General features: G+C 35.5%; 14 protein-coding genes and 2 pseudogenes. 12 read left to right on the top strand and 4 right to left on the bottom strand.

The annotated features are described in order from the left end of the window. The first annotated feature begins 160 nt into the window (after positions 1 to 160). The 5 genes and pseudogenes from AC1D0Y_RS12825 (at position 161) to AC1D0Y_RS12805 (ending at position 3,647) form a co-directional block, all read left to right on the top strand. A pseudogene (locus AC1D0Y_RS12825) lies at positions 161 to 880 on the top strand (SDR family NAD(P)-dependent oxidoreductase). Between the two features lie 131 nt (positions 881 to 1,011). Continuing rightward, positions 1,012 to 1,191, top strand: a complete 180-nt coding sequence (locus AC1D0Y_RS12820; RefSeq protein ID WP_081085237.1) for a hypothetical protein — start codon at positions 1,012 to 1,014, stop codon at positions 1,189 to 1,191. A gap of 127 nt (positions 1,192 to 1,318) precedes the next feature. Next, entirely contained in the window at positions 1,319 to 1,882 is a 564-nt protein-coding gene (locus tag AC1D0Y_RS12815; protein WP_060745738.1) for a class I SAM-dependent methyltransferase, read from the top strand. Between the two features lie 11 nt (positions 1,883 to 1,893). Then, positions 1,894 to 2,574: a response regulator transcription factor gene (locus AC1D0Y_RS12810; protein ID WP_060745737.1), complete on the top strand. Its 681-nt coding sequence runs from the start codon at positions 1,894 to 1,896 to the stop codon at positions 2,572 to 2,574. After that, on the top strand, positions 2,571 to 3,647 hold the full coding sequence (locus AC1D0Y_RS12805) for a HAMP domain-containing sensor histidine kinase (protein ID WP_328240655.1): 1,077 nt from the start codon (positions 2,571 to 2,573) through the stop codon (positions 3,645 to 3,647). The genes AC1D0Y_RS12810 and AC1D0Y_RS12805 overlap by 4 nt, the downstream gene beginning before the upstream one ends. On the opposite strand, the gene AC1D0Y_RS12800 is transcribed toward AC1D0Y_RS12805, so the two are convergent. Then, positions 3,638 to 5,080 carry an aminotransferase-like domain-containing protein gene (locus AC1D0Y_RS12800; protein ID WP_477707671.1) on the bottom strand — a complete coding sequence of 481 codons (1,443 nt, stop codon included), beginning with the start codon at positions 5,078 to 5,080 and terminating at the stop codon, positions 3,638 to 3,640. The genes AC1D0Y_RS12805 and AC1D0Y_RS12800 overlap by 10 nt on opposite strands. A 103-nt stretch (positions 5,081 to 5,183) precedes the next feature. Here AC1D0Y_RS12800 and AC1D0Y_RS12795 point away from each other — a divergent pair, with 103 nt between their 5' ends. The 4 genes from AC1D0Y_RS12795 (at position 5,184) to AC1D0Y_RS12780 (ending at position 7,911) form a co-directional block, all read left to right on the top strand. Further along, a complete protein-coding gene (locus AC1D0Y_RS12795; RefSeq protein WP_477707670.1) occupies positions 5,184 to 5,795 on the top strand; it encodes a LysE/ArgO family amino acid transporter in 612 nt (203 codons plus the stop codon). Between the two features lie 57 nt (positions 5,796 to 5,852). Next, positions 5,853 to 6,281: a metallothiol transferase FosB gene (gene fosB / locus AC1D0Y_RS12790; RefSeq protein ID WP_477707669.1), complete on the top strand. Its 429-nt coding sequence runs from the start codon at positions 5,853 to 5,855 to the stop codon at positions 6,279 to 6,281. A 115-nt stretch (positions 6,282 to 6,396) separates the two neighbouring features. Next, on the top strand, positions 6,397 to 6,600 hold the full coding sequence (locus tag AC1D0Y_RS12785; protein WP_098249809.1) for a hypothetical protein: 204 nt from the start codon (positions 6,397 to 6,399) through the stop codon (positions 6,598 to 6,600). A 468-nt stretch (positions 6,601 to 7,068) separates the two neighbouring features. Then, positions 7,069 to 7,911: a hypothetical protein gene (locus AC1D0Y_RS12780; protein WP_098333248.1), complete on the top strand. Its 843-nt coding sequence runs from the start codon at positions 7,069 to 7,071 to the stop codon at positions 7,909 to 7,911. Between the two features lie 70 nt (positions 7,912 to 7,981). Here the strand turns inward: AC1D0Y_RS12780 and AC1D0Y_RS12775 are convergent. Then, positions 7,982 to 8,426, bottom strand: a pseudogene (locus AC1D0Y_RS12775) (hypothetical protein); the annotation flags it as partial. 337 nt (positions 8,427 to 8,763) lie between these two features. Here AC1D0Y_RS12775 and AC1D0Y_RS12770 point away from each other — a divergent pair. Next, positions 8,764 to 8,961, top strand: coding sequence for a hypothetical protein (locus tag AC1D0Y_RS12770; RefSeq protein WP_028408655.1), 198 nt, complete (start codon positions 8,764 to 8,766; stop codon positions 8,959 to 8,961). A 67-nt stretch (positions 8,962 to 9,028) separates the two neighbouring features. Here AC1D0Y_RS12770 and AC1D0Y_RS12765 read toward each other — a convergent pair whose 3' ends face one another. Both AC1D0Y_RS12765 and AC1D0Y_RS12760 read right to left on the bottom strand, forming a co-directional pair. Further along, positions 9,029 to 9,814: a nucleotidyltransferase domain-containing protein gene (locus tag AC1D0Y_RS12765; RefSeq protein WP_028408654.1), complete on the bottom strand. Its 786-nt coding sequence runs from the start codon at positions 9,812 to 9,814 to the stop codon at positions 9,029 to 9,031. Between the two features lie 248 nt (positions 9,815 to 10,062). Beyond that, positions 10,063 to 11,616 (bottom strand): alpha/beta fold hydrolase, encoded by a 1,554-nt coding sequence (locus AC1D0Y_RS12760; protein WP_477707668.1) that lies wholly within the window; start codon positions 11,614 to 11,616, stop codon positions 10,063 to 10,065. A gap of 232 nt (positions 11,617 to 11,848) precedes the next feature. Between AC1D0Y_RS12760 and AC1D0Y_RS12755 the strand changes: the two genes are divergently transcribed. Together AC1D0Y_RS12755 and AC1D0Y_RS12750 are read left to right on the top strand one after the other, a co-directional pair. Continuing rightward, the gene (locus AC1D0Y_RS12755; protein WP_013083022.1) at positions 11,849 to 11,974 is read left to right on the top strand and encodes an anti-repressor SinI family protein; all 126 of its coding nucleotides are present in this window, start codon (positions 11,849 to 11,851) and stop codon (positions 11,972 to 11,974) included. Between the two features lie 203 nt (positions 11,975 to 12,177). Continuing rightward, the gene (locus tag AC1D0Y_RS12750; protein WP_013056901.1) at positions 12,178 to 12,513 is read left to right on the top strand and encodes a helix-turn-helix domain-containing protein; all 336 of its coding nucleotides are present in this window, start codon (positions 12,178 to 12,180) and stop codon (positions 12,511 to 12,513) included. Positions 12,514 to 12,585 lie beyond the last annotated feature (72 nt).

Below are 12,585 nucleotides of genomic sequence, written 5' to 3'. Positions count from 1 at the left end.
TCTTATCGTTATCACTCCCATAAAAAACTATACGCGCTTTGTCAGGCAAGCTAAAAAAGAATGCAAGAAAGGGATGTCTATATAGAAAATAATGGTATAATAAATGTTTGAATATTTACATAACAAGTGTTTCTAACAGAAGTAAATAAGAGGTGTCGAAATGAAAGAAAAATGGATGATCGTTACGGGTGCAGGTTCTGGAATTGGAAAAGAAATTGTAAAAGAGTGTGTGTCGGAGGGCTATTCAGTTATTGCTTGTGACATTAACGATGGAGCTTTGAAACAGCTGGCTGAAGATACAAAGGGCCATATTGAAACACACGTAGTAGACGTTAAAAAAAGGAAAGGATGTAAAAGATCTTTTTTACCAAATAAAAGATAAAAACTTGTATGGGTTAGTCAATAATGCGGGCGTATATTTAGGAAAAAATTTATTGGACTATGAAGAAAACGAAATAGATTTTGTGATGGACATTAATATTAAAGGATATGTTTATTTTTCCAAGTACTTTGGCGAATTATTAATGAAAAAAGAAACGGAAGGAGCGATTATTAATTATCGTCCGTGTCAGGAATGGAAGGAAGCTCCGATGCTATATATGGAATGTCTAAAGCAGCAATACTAGGATTAACCAAGAGCTGTGCGATGAATTTTTCTCCTTATATCCGGGTGAATGCCGTAGCACCTACAATGGTAAATACCGATATGATGAAAAATATTCCAGAGTGGCGCAAAAATGAATACATCGCTCATCAGCTGATTCCAAGCTTTGTTACGCCTCAAGATGTGTCAGATACGGTTCTTTTTTTACTGAGCCCTCAAGCAAAACATTATACAGGAGCCACCTTCGACTTAAATAGCGGATGTTATTTACGATAAATTATCTTTTAAACGAGGCTGGATAAAAATATTTTAGTTAAAGGGAAATTCGAATGATCAATCGATATTATTGACTGATCATTCGGGTTTTTTACTGTTATTATGAACGTTGGTTTCACCGCTTCTAGCTGTTGATTGGAGGGCAAGGCGAAGACTCCTGCGGGAAAAGCGGAACAGGTGAGACCCCGCAGAAGCGGAAGCGACGAGAAGGCTTACCGGCCGCCCGCGGAAAGCGAAGTCTTGCACGGAAATCAACAGCGGTGTCAAGAGCAATCCATATGAGTTTATTAATCCAATTTGTTCGTCTTTAGATTGGGTTAATTCCGTTATGTCCCATCCTCCTTTTTGTTTTCTTAAGAATTCTTAAGAAATTTACTTAACGTTTCTTTAGATTTTTTTTCTATTCTAGAAAGAAAGAGTAGAAAGAAGGAATAGCAAATGAATTTAGCTTTTATGTATCAATATTTTCACCAGCCGCGAACGGTAGGAGCACTTTTGCCAAGTTCTACGCACTTAGCGGAAAAAATGGTAAAAGGGATTGATTTTGAACATGCAGACTGTATAGTAGAGTACGGGCCAGGAACCGGAGTTTTTACCCGTGAATTAATAAGAAGACGAAGTGCTTGTACAACTTTGCTTCTTATCGAATACAATCGGCATTTTTACGAAAAAGTAAAGGAACAAGTAAGAGATGAAAAAAATGTGTATGTGATACACGGATCCGCTGAACATGTTCAAAAGTACTTGATACAGTATGATATTCCAAAAGTGGATTACGTACTATCAGGTCTTCCTTTTGCTTCTTTAACGTCTGAAGTGTCGGACTGTATTTTGCAAAACACGCGCAGCGTATTAGCGAAGGAAGGGAAATTTATTACGTTTCAGTATACGAATTTAAAAAAACAGCTGATCCGCTCGTTTTTCCCTCAGATTAAAGTGGAAAAAGAGTGGAGAAATGTTCCTCCTGCATATATTTTTACATGCGAAAAAAATCAGATATAAGGAGTTTGTAAATGAAAGACAGAATTTTAATTATAGATGACGATGAGCAAATTCGTAATTTAATTGCTATTTACTTAGAAAATGAAGGATTTGAAGCGCTGAAAGTTTCTAATGCTGTATCTGGATTAGCGCTTTTAGAGGAACAAGAAGTAGATTTAATTATATTAGATATTATGATGCCGCAGATGAATGGAATCGATGCTGCTTTTAAAATACGTGAAGAAAAAAACATGCCCATTATTATGCTGTCGGCTAAGTCAGAAGATATGGACAAGATTTCTGGGTTAACAGCAGGCGCAGATGATTACTTAACAAAACCATTTAATCCTCTCGAGCTCATCGCACGAGTAAAATCACAAATTAGACGCTATAAAAAATACAATGAACGTGCTGAGCGCGATATTATTCAAATTGGCGATTTGGAAATTAACCGCAGCACCCGGCTTGTCTTTGTGCGCGGCCACGAGATTCGTTTAACACCAAAAGAGTTTGATATTTTAGAGCTGCTGGTACGACACAAAGGAACGGTGATGAGTATGGGGAAAATATATGAAGCCGTATGGCAAGAAGATGCGTTTAAATCGGATAATACCGTAATGGTTCATATTACAAAGATTCGCGAAAAAATTGAGGATAATCCGAAAAAGCCAATTTATATTAAAACCATATGGGGCGTAGGATACAGAATATGAGAAGAATAAGTGTAAAGCTTCTTTTTGCTATCATTATAAGTTTTTTGGCTACCAATTTAATTTTTATTTTAATTGCTAGGCTTGTTTTGAGCAGGTATATACAAGAAGAGAAAATGAATGTCCCTGCATATAATGTATTAGCGTTTGGACTTTTCTTTATCGCCGTTGTGGTCTTTGTTTTTGTTTTCTTAGCACTTATTCGTTCCCATATTCGTTATTTGAAAGAAATCTCTAAACAAGTTCAAAAAATCTCAAATGGAGATTTAGGCGCAACCATCCAGGTACGAGGAAAAGATGAACTGGCTGAATTAAGTCAAAACATTAACAAAATGTCTGCGCAACTTCGTACAAAATTTGATCGTGAACGAGAGCTGGAGCAAGCAAAAAATCAGCTAATATCCAGTGTATCTCACGATTTGCGTACGCCGTTAACATCCATCGTTGGGTACCTAGATTTAATCAAAAAAAGAGAAAGTATGGATGATGAAACATTAGATAGCTACTTATATATTGTTGATTCAAAAGCAAAATACTTAACGGATTTAATAGAAGAATTGTTCGACTATACAAAATTAACGAGTCCTGATCTTCAGCTTCAACGAAATGAGGTCGATATGAAACGTTTGCTTCAGCAGGTAATAGGAGAGTACGAGCCAATTTTAACAAGAGAAGGCATTGACGTTCAGACTCACTTTGCCTGTGAATGGAATGCATTTGTTGATGTAGAAAAAATGGTAAGAGTATTTCAAAACTTGCTCGAAAATGTCAAGAAATACAGCAAAAAGCCTTCCGTATTAGAGGTGAATCAGGAGATTGACGAGGGTTACATAGTTATTTCTTTTAGGAACAGCATTAGCATCAGTGAAAAAATTGAGGTAGAAAAGTTGTTTGATCGATTTTATCGAGGTGATGAATCAAGAACGGACGCGAATGGTTCAGGTTTAGGACTGGCTATTGCAAAACAAATTATTCAGCTGCATCAAGGAGAGATACGAGCGGAACGTCAGCATAATAAGCTCACTTTTTTTATAAAGCTGCCGTTAACTCAAGAAAGCCTTAAGAATCACTTGTAAAGATTCTTAAGGCTTTTTGCGACTATTTTGATGCCGTATTCAAATTCTGCAAGCGTCGCATAAGAAAAGGATATTCTGATATGCTGTGAAGTCTCATGGTCATACAATGCGCCTGGATTTAAAAGAACTCCTTCGTCAAGACAGTGCTTAAATAACTTCCGCATCGAAACAGGCTTATGCAGCGTAAGCCAAAAATAAAAACCACCGCTCGGAGCATTCCACACAGCGAGATTCTTCAAATACTTCTCTAGAATAGCCAGTGTTTGCTGAGATTTTTCTTTTAATTTATAGCGTACGCTGGCCACATGCTTGTCATAGATTCCGGTTTTGAGAGCTTCCGCAGCGGCCCATTGAGATAAGGAACTGGCTCCGTAGTCAACTTGCATTTTAAGATCAGCTAATCGCTCAATTACATGTTCAGGCCCTACAATCCATCCAATTCGAAATCCTGGACTGAATGTTTTAGAGAACGTTCCTAAATAAAGAACCATTCCATTTTTATCTTGAGCTTTTAATGAAAGTGGAGGCGGTGAATGGAACCAAAGCTCTCCGTAAGCATCATCTTCAATAATGGGCAAATGCATTCTTTCACACTGGCGAAGCAGTGCTTGGCGCCTTTGTTCACTCATCGTTACATTGGTAGGGTTATGAAAGTTCGGTATTGTATATAAAGCTGTGCCTTTTTCTTTTACATGCTGTTCTTTTAATGAAGCTAAATGCATTCCTTCTTCGTCTAACGAAACGCCCGTTATTTTCATTTGTGCGGACTGAAATAACGGTAGAGAATAAAGATAAGAAGGCTTTTCAGCTAATATATTGGCACCTGGAGGCAGCAGGCCGATTGAAATTAACTGAAGGGCTTGAAGTGAACCGGATACAATTAAAATAGATGAAGGAGAAGTTTCAATGCCTCGTTTTTTTACATGCTTCACTAACTCTTGTCGGAGTTCATCATTTCCTCTCGGGTGCTCGTAGCCCAAGTGTACGCTTCTATGATTAATTCCGCTAAATAGTTCCGAAAGCTGGTAGGAAGGAAGCAGGTCAGGTGCTAACTCTCCAGTTCCTAAACGAATAATGCCCGGTTGAAATTCAGCTTCGTTAATATGGCGGATAGTCGGGGAATTTGGTTGGTATATTCCTGCTTCTACATATGAATTCCAGTTCATGTGAGAACCTGATGCTAGTAAGCTCCACGTATTGTTAATGACCTTGGTGCCACCGCCTTTGTTTCCGCTGAGCAGTCCTTCAGCAATTAAGTTTTCGGTTGCTGTCACCACCGTGCTTCTATTTACAGAAAAGCTAGCAGCTAAATGGCGTTGCGAAGGAATTTTAGTTCCAATAGGCCACTCTCCATTTATGATTTTCTCTTTCATATACTCTTGAATTTGTTTGTGCATTGGCTTTTTATCAGCCGGATCTGGAGTCCAGTTCATGTGAGACCACCTTTTTATAATTTGGTTGGTATTATAAATCAAAATTTGGATGGAGACAACAGGGGATGTCAATTGTAGGATAAAAGAGAAAGGAGAGAGCAACATGTTTACAGTGGTTATACATGCTTTGTTGTTAGCATTCGGTTTGATTTTACCTTTAGGGGTACAAAATGTGTTTGTTTTTAATCAAGGAGCCAATCAACGAACGATCAAACAGGCGCTTCCCGTAGTGGTAACGGCTTCTGTTTGTGATACGATTTTAATTCTAGTAGCAGTGCTGGGAGTTTCAGCAGCAGCCGCTGCTTTTTCATTTTTTCAAACGCTTATTTTTGGAGTAGGTCTTCTTTTCTTAGCGTATATGGGCTTTGTGACGTGGAAGAGCGAACCTTCAAAAACGTCATTAAAGGAAGGAATGACGGTGAAAGCGCAAGTTTTATTTGCTGCTTCTGTATCTTTGTTAAATCCTCACGCGCTAATGGATATTATGGGCGTAATCGGAACAAATTCTCTACTGTACAGCGGAAGAGAAAAGTGGGTTTTTACGCTGGTTACGGTATGCGTTTCGTGGATATGGTTTTTATCCTTAGCATTTGCAGGAAAAGCAGTTGGAAAAATGGATTCAAATGGAAAAATAATGATTTGGGTCAATAAGGCTTCTGCATGTATGATTTGGGGAGTAGCTCTTTACATGGCAAAAAGTATGTTTTTTCAGTAAAATAGGTGCTAAAAGGAAAGTTATGTAATACTTTTTTCTAGAAAGCGAGGGGTAAAGATGATTCAAGGAATTAATCACATGTGCTTTTCTGTGTCAAATTTAGAACAATCTATCATATTTTATCAGAAAGTGCTAGAAGCAGAACTTTTAGTGAAAGGAAAATCCACCGCTTACTTTAGTCTGAATGGATTGTGGCTGGCGTTAAATGAAGAAAAAAATATTCCTAGATCAGACATTCAGTATTCGTATACTCATTTAGCGTTTTCTATTTCTATTGAAAACTTTGACGAAGCAAGAGAACTGATAAAACAGCATAATGTAACCATCTTACCGCGAAGAAACCGCGACGAAAGAGACAAACAATCTATTTATTTTACGGATCCGGACGGTCATAAATTTGAATTTCACACCGGTACGCTCCAAGATCGCTTAGCGTATTATCAAGAAGAAAAGCCTCATATGACATTTTATTCACCAAAAGAGTAGTATTAAAATAGTTATATAAGGTTACAGTTTTATTACATTCGCATTCCTCGCTCAGTTATCATTAAATAAACGATACTGTTGTGATATAATGGAAAAAAAGTGAGGAGGAGGAAGAATGTATACCGCAAAACAGGTGAAGTTTGGTTCGCATATTGTGATAGGCGTACTTTTCGGCATCCTAGCTGCAATGTTAATCGGCACTTTTTATCAAAATGTACCGGGTGTATTACCATACGGGATGATTAGTGGACTTGCAGTAGGACTAGTAGCAGATACATATTATACAATTAAAACTAAAACAAAAATAAAGGTTATCTAATATAGTGTAGTACTATCTTCAGGAGAAATAAAAGGTTCCTCTTGAAAATAGTACTATTTTTATGAAGAAAATGGTTAATTTCCATTTTAGAAAAACAAGTCAACGCGCTAAAAAAATTGTAAATTTATTATTTTGAATCAGAACTAGGGGTTGAAATATCACATTAACTCTAAGTATAGAATTATATGTTGAAGTAAATAACCGTTTTCTAAACAGTGAAACGGTTTTTACTTTTCCTAATTAGTTTTTAGCCTGCGCAAGGTGAAAGGTGTAACGATTCAACAATTTTCAATAACTTTGAGAAAAAAAGACCTGTTTAAATCTCCGGAACTAGTAGAAAAAAGTGTTGCTCTTAATGGTTTATTTGTTAAAAACTTGATATTTTTGCTAAAATCGTTCTTTTGGATTACGTAATATATGCTATCATGGTTGGGTGAAAAAACTACATACCAAAAAAAGGAGAAAGAAATGAAGAATTTAAGAAAAATTGGCCTAGGACTTGTAGCATCGTTGTTATCTATTAGTCTAGTAGCTTGTGGATCAACAAAAGAAGAACAAAAACAAGCATCTGCTAAGCAAGAGCAGAAACAAATGGGGAAAGAGCAGAAAAAACTTGAACAAAAAATCTCTAAATTAGAGAGCGAGTATGAAGACTATACAAAAGAAAAAGGATATATGGAATCTGATGATTATCTTGTTTTTGAAGCAGACTTTAACATACTTGCAAAGTCAATTGAAAGCAAGAATATTCTTCAAGGCGATGATGGTGAAATAGACAAACACTTAAAAGACTTAAAAACTGAGATAGACAATTTAAGTAATGATCAAGCAATAAAAGCTCAAAAACGTTACGGTTCGGCAGTAGATGTGTACGAGGCTGCAATAGGTACTCATATGCATATTGTATTAACGAAAGCCGATATTACTCAGCACTTTAATGCAGTGAACACGATTGAGTTAGACAAAGATTTTAATGCAGATAGCTACGATTATGAAAAAATTGATGCAGACGCAACTGAGGCTATTAAGTCTATACAAGGAATGCCTATGAAAAGAATAAAGCTTATTCAGGAAGAGTTGGAGAAATATAAAGATAGCTTTAGTACTGAAGAATATAATCAATTGAATTCCGCAGTCACTAGCGTAACTTCGTCATTAAATAAGCAAGTTGAAATGCTAGAAGTTCTACAAAAAGAAAGTGGTAAGGATAAATCAACTTTAGAAGAAAACACAAAAGCTGCTGAAACACAATTTTTAGATGCTAAAGAAAAAGTGTCTACATTTGAATCTAAATATGATATCCAAATGTAAGATATATGCTTTAAATACAATTGTTTATTAAAATAAAAAGCCGTTTCTTAACCAAAGAAACGGCTTTTTGTTATTTCTCTCTGTTAATCTTTGGTGTACGCAAGAAGAAAGAGAGTAAAAGTGCAACCAGACCTAATAATGTAGCAAATAAGAATGCATTGTTAATGCCATAGTCGAAGTTTTTATTGCTTTAGCATATAGCGACATAATATCGCTAGTACCTAACTGACTAAGTTGCCTACTAAAGAAATCATTGTTAGTGTATTAGTGTAGTTTGAAAGATGTTCAGTAGTTTGTTGCGTCATAATTGTAACGAGTATAGCCGTACCAATTGAACCTGCAACTTGACGAATTGTATTACTTAAAGCTGTACCGTGAGAAATTAAGTGTTGAGGTAATTGGTTCATACCTGCAGTGATAGTCGGCATCATAATTAATGCATCTGGCAATAATAGTAGATCTGATTGAAGCGGCGTAAAGCCTCAAATGCTTTGTAGATAGATTGGTAGCAGTAACTTTGTATTTTTGAAATTATTTAGGATGAAACTTAAAAAATTATAATCAGATTTGTTGAAAATCAACTTGGGAATTATTGATGTAATTTTCTGAAACTTTTCTTAGTGCTATAACGTATAGTAAGTATAGGGAATGTTAATTTAAATTCCTTTTTACGGAAAAACGTTTAACATAAAGTCGAATTATCTGTTAGTTCTGTTTTGTTTAAAAGAATGTGGAGGGGATAGTTATTAAAAAACTTGCCATTTTATTTGTTGGAGGGCTTTTATCCTGCGGAGGATATATGCTGTATTACGCGACGCTAGGTGAACTAAAGAAGAAAGAGGGGGTATTAAAATGACAATGTGGCTGTGGGCAGGCGGATGTATAGTGTTTTTGTTAGCGATGGGTTACATTGCAGATCGTGTAGCCATAAGGAGAAACATTGAATTTAGTCCCGAGGATGGAATTAAAAATGCTACAGATGCAGAACAAATATATGTGGAGAGCTATTTGAATGACACAAAAAACACGAATAATAATATACCGCTTTAATAAAAATTATAGATAAAAGGCTTATCCGCTGCTACTTGCATTAGGGATAAGCCTTTTTGGTTTATACTTAGTTCCAAACTTCGTCTAAAGTATCTCTAAACAATTGATCTAATTCATATGTAGGGTCATCTAATTCTACGGATAAAGTTCTGACGTATTTGTCTAAACGGTCAATTTCTAAGTTTAAAAATTCATTAATAACATTGATGCGTGGTTCTAAATCTAACTCATCACCACTAATTTTACGCTTTAACAGCTTACTAACCTCTTCTTTTAATTCTCCTTCTGGTAACAGTTTCTCTAAGAGAATAGGGAATTCTAGTGGAGGAAATTCATTATATTGCTCAATCCACTTAGCAGCTAACACGGGTCTTAAAACATAAAAATATTTTTTGATTTTTACTTCGTCACCTTGTAAATACTCTCGAAAGTTATTTCTAGCCATATTTAAATAATGGTATATACAAGAAGTAGGAGTAAAGATGTTAGAATGTAGTTCTTTCATTTTATCAAATGTTGAATACGCCTTGTAATATACAATGTTTGACTGCATCCATTCTAGTAAAGGTGGGTTTGATTTTCTAAAAAGTTTTAATGTCTTGGTTAAGTCCCAGCCGCTAACATCTAATAGGTCATTAATAGGTAGCTCTATTACATCTCGCTTTTTACCTACACCGATTGGGTCAATGCTTAAATATTTATTTCTCTTATGAATATAAATAAATCTAACATCATAATCGCTATCTTTAGATGGAAAGTCCCACGCTCTACTTCCAGATTCACAAGCGTATAATACTTTTACGTCGTAATCTTCTTCAATTTTCTTTAAAGCTGCAACAATTGTTTCTCTCATAACCCAACCTCATTTTCTTTTAATGCTTTCTATATACAAAAGCTATTACTATTTCTCCTATTATATTTCATAATGGATGGAAAATGGTAAATAAATAAAAGAAGCTTCCTTTAGGCCTCTAAAAAGATACGGAAATATAGAAAGTGAAAAATTATATCACTCAAAAAGCACTACATCCAATCCGTTTCTGCGGTAACAGGTTAGAAGTGTGTACAGTTCTGCACGGTGATGGTATAAATGAGACTGATTTATTCAACTAAATACCGCATTTTTTGATCGAGCCAGTACTCTGATTTTTCATTGTTATCGAGCTTGATATAGCAATCGACAATTTCATCATAAATGAATTCCTTTTCTTCTACTAAATCAATAAATTTAATGAGTAAAAATACGGCTTTTGAAACTTTTCCATTCTCACAAAGCCATTCTTTCATCCAGATTAATAAGTCAAGAAGAATAATCTCTATTTTTACTCGGATATCAAGGAACCAGTCGTCATAAATCGTTGTTAAATAATGAGGAACCAATTGGTGCAGTCTCTGTTCAGCTTCCTTGAATTTCAACGCCGGATCAGACTGTTCGGTAATCCACTGAAGGTCAGTTAGTAAGTCTAATCCATCGCTTGACACATCGGCGTTTAAAGAAATGAGCTGCCTGTTAACAAGTAAAACCGGCTCTGCGCTTTCTGCGTTCAATAGCTTTTTTAAATGAGACAAATAGACGCGCAAATTCTTTTTGGCGTTGCTTAAAGGTACGTCAGGCCACAGCGCTTCACATAGCTGTTCTCTGCTGATAGAATGATGAAAAATAAGATATAGTAAGATTTCTTGAGCAAAGCGCTTATTCCAGCCTTCTGTAATAAGCTGGCCATTTACATAGACGGAAAAAGAGTACAAAAAATCTACTTTAAGAGAGGGTGTATGTGCATGAAAATCTTTTTGTATATCTATAGCTGTGTCACTTTCCCAGTTCTTAAGTATTTTGATAGGATCATTCTTTAAAGAAGGCAGTTGTTGTGTATTGCTTTTAATAAAATCTATAACAATTTCTTTGAGTAAAGCTGTTTTTTCTTTTACTAGAAATGAAGAATGAGCGTTAGGTATGGTCATATGACTGTAATTTTTTAAAAACATCGTTTTTGAAATCAGATACTGTGATGAAAACAGCAAATCATTTTGGCCAGATAAAGTGAGTACAGGAAGTGAAATACTAGTCAACTCTTGAAATAGATTGTCTGTAATAGATAGTTTAAGAAAGCGGAAATATACCCTGGGATCCATTTTTTTTAGTTTTTCAATTATCTGTTGTATGTTTGTAGGTTCCAAACTCTCTAGTTTGCCTAATTCGAAAATTTTATCTACCGGTATTTGGTTTTTACTTTCTTCGTTGTAACATCTCTTAATCTTTTGAAGGGTGCTATCGGAATAAAAAGGAAGAGACAATAGTATCAGTCCCTCAATAAGAAATTCATAGCGAGCAGCAAATTTAACAGCGATTTGTCCTCCAAATCCCACGCCAACTAAGTAACATTTCTTTATATGCAACGTATGTAATAAGTGGAAAAGATCTTCAATATGAGTCTCAAACGATATTTCCCCTGTAGCGGAGGCGCTGTTTCCTGTCTCTCTCAAATCGTATTGAATAACACAATAATGTTGGGTTAATTCTGCAGTAATAGAATCAAAAAGCGTATGATCAGTGATAACAGAATGAATCATCACAATGGTGTCTGTCTGGTCAGTGAACGCGGGCGAATGAACTTCATAGTAAATTTTTTCTGTCGCCGTATGCAGAAAAGGCATAAAAACAATCCTCCTAGTGTCTAACTGTAGCGTTTGTGTAACGGTAAAATTATTATGATAAGAATAGACAAAAATTTCAAAAAAATAGGTGCTTTTTAGTAATTAAAAAATGTCTAATGTTCTAGTAATATCCATTATACTGTAAAACCATAGTGATAAATAAGGGAGAATGCCCAAAAACACTAAAAAGAAAACGTTATCAATTTCGAAAAAAGAAGAAAGGAGGAGAATTATGAATTTTAAAGACGAAAATACGTTAGACTTAGAATGGGTTATGCTCATAATGGAAGCAAAACAAACAGGTATAAGCATCGAGGAAGTTAGACAATTTCTACAAAGCATTAGTTCAAATGCTTAGCCGATACAATGATAAGGGAATAAAGCGTTCCTAAGTATAGATAACCTTTATAACCAGTCTCAAGCTATCTTCACTAGATGCATAATCACCCTTTTTTAGATGTATAATCACCCCTTTATGGTAAGAACGTTTATTTATAATGCACGGTAAAGTGAAATTATGGTATTATTATCGATAAGTAAGCATTAGTAAGGGTGATTAAAATGACAATTGGCCAACGTATTCGAGATCTCAGAACGAAACAGGGAATATCGCTAACAGAACTTGCAAACCGAGCGGGTGTTGCTAAATCGTACATATCTTCAGTAGAAAGAGGAATTCAGCTCAACCCATCTATTCAATTTCTAAACAAAATTTCTACCTCATTGAACGTGAGTATTGATAGATTAATTCATGAGCCTATGGATAAATCTGAATCGTTGGATATTGATGATGAGTGGCTTGAGTTAGCAAAAGAAGCAGCGGAGTCAGGAATAAGCAAAGAGCAGTTTAAACAATTTCTTGAATTTCAAAAATGGCAGCGGGCAAAGCAAGATTAACTTCGCGGAATATACATAAAAGAGAACTTACATAGAACAACTGCTAAAAAAAGAGATTCCATTTATCTATGG

This window comes from Priestia sp. P1_B12_1 (assembly GCF_056406695.1).
Note: the sequence above shows the minus strand (reverse complement) of the source record. Positions and strands in the feature narration are given on the sequence as shown.

Bases quoted from the DNA above. Each gene is read 5' to 3' on its own strand.
- AC1D0Y_RS12815 (WP_060745738.1), top strand. From the start codon at position 1,319: ATGAATTTAGCTTTTATGTATCAATATTTTCACCAGCCGCGAACGGTA.
- AC1D0Y_RS12810 (WP_060745737.1), top strand. From the start codon at position 1,894: ATGAAAGACAGAATTTTAATTATAGATGACGATGAGCAAATTCGTAAT.
- AC1D0Y_RS12805 (WP_328240655.1), top strand. From the start codon at position 2,571: ATGAGAAGAATAAGTGTAAAGCTTCTTTTTGCTATCATTATAAGTTTT.
- AC1D0Y_RS12800 (WP_477707671.1), bottom strand. From the start codon at position 5,080: ATGAACTGGACTCCAGATCCGGCTGATAAAAAGCCAATGCACAAACAA.
- AC1D0Y_RS12795 (WP_477707670.1), top strand. From the start codon at position 5,184: ATGTTTACAGTGGTTATACATGCTTTGTTGTTAGCATTCGGTTTGATT.
- fosB (WP_477707669.1), top strand. From the start codon at position 5,853: ATGATTCAAGGAATTAATCACATGTGCTTTTCTGTGTCAAATTTAGAA.
- AC1D0Y_RS12785 (WP_098249809.1), top strand. From the start codon at position 6,397: ATGTATACCGCAAAACAGGTGAAGTTTGGTTCGCATATTGTGATAGGC.
- AC1D0Y_RS12780 (WP_098333248.1), top strand. From the start codon at position 7,069: ATGAAGAATTTAAGAAAAATTGGCCTAGGACTTGTAGCATCGTTGTTA.
- AC1D0Y_RS12770 (WP_028408655.1), top strand. From the start codon at position 8,764: ATGACAATGTGGCTGTGGGCAGGCGGATGTATAGTGTTTTTGTTAGCG.
- AC1D0Y_RS12765 (WP_028408654.1), bottom strand. From the start codon at position 9,814: ATGAGAGAAACAATTGTTGCAGCTTTAAAGAAAATTGAAGAAGATTAC.
- AC1D0Y_RS12760 (WP_477707668.1), bottom strand. From the start codon at position 11,616: ATGCCTTTTCTGCATACGGCGACAGAAAAAATTTACTATGAAGTTCAT.
- AC1D0Y_RS12755 (WP_013083022.1), top strand. From the start codon at position 11,849: ATGAATTTTAAAGACGAAAATACGTTAGACTTAGAATGGGTTATGCTC.
- AC1D0Y_RS12750 (WP_013056901.1), top strand. From the start codon at position 12,178: ATGACAATTGGCCAACGTATTCGAGATCTCAGAACGAAACAGGGAATA.